Source organism: Vibrio sp. 10N.222.55.C6, assembly GCF_041473395.1.
GTDB classification, from domain to species: Bacteria; Pseudomonadota; Gammaproteobacteria; order Enterobacterales; family Vibrionaceae; genus Vibrio; species Vibrio crassostreae_C.
In genome coordinates this window covers 1-483 of sequence record NZ_JBFRSD010000906.1, presented here as the reverse complement: position 1 = coordinate 483, position 483 = coordinate 1, and the positions used below count along the sequence as shown (strand labels likewise).

Annotated in this window: 1 protein-coding gene and 1 pseudogene; both read left to right on the top strand. The window is 36.9% G+C overall.

Going from position 1 to position 483, the window contains the following annotated elements; translation table 11 throughout:
* Positions 1-360: pseudogene (locus AB4486_RS26810) on the top strand (hypothetical protein); the annotation flags it as partial.
* Positions 350-483 (top strand): prepilin-type N-terminal cleavage/methylation domain-containing protein (locus AB4486_RS26805; RefSeq protein WP_372119813.1); only part of this gene is annotated, 134 nt, incomplete at its 3' end. The pseudogene AB4486_RS26810 and the gene AB4486_RS26805, both read left to right, overlap by 11 nt.

Genomic DNA, 483 nt, shown 5'->3' with positions numbered 1-483 from the left:
GTGTTTTTGGGGTCACTGGTTCTGGCGATATTAGAGGTGTATTTTTTTCATTTTAATAATACTTACTCTCCCACTCCTTCTCAATGGGACTCGATGACGGAAGTGAAACCTTTTGTAAATTCAGTATTTAGTGACCTAATTAATACTATGTATGGTTCTTCAAGTACTCTTACGCCATACCATGCAACTTATGCGCAAGCTGGCGCATTCAGTTTCACGGGGGGACAGTTTTTTGATACAGAAGGGCAAATGGCGCTATTTAATAACTCTCTGAATTTTTCATTCAATTCAGATGTTATTGATGAGTTCGAATTTTCACCTAAGCCAAGATGGCAAAAAGGTTCATGGAATGATTTATAAGCAAAAAGGTTTTAGCCTAATTGAAGTACTCATTTCATTTTTATTGATCGGAGTCGGTTCGCTAGGGCTAATTAAGTTACAAACATATGTTGAGCAAAAGTCTGACTTTGCTATTCATAGTGT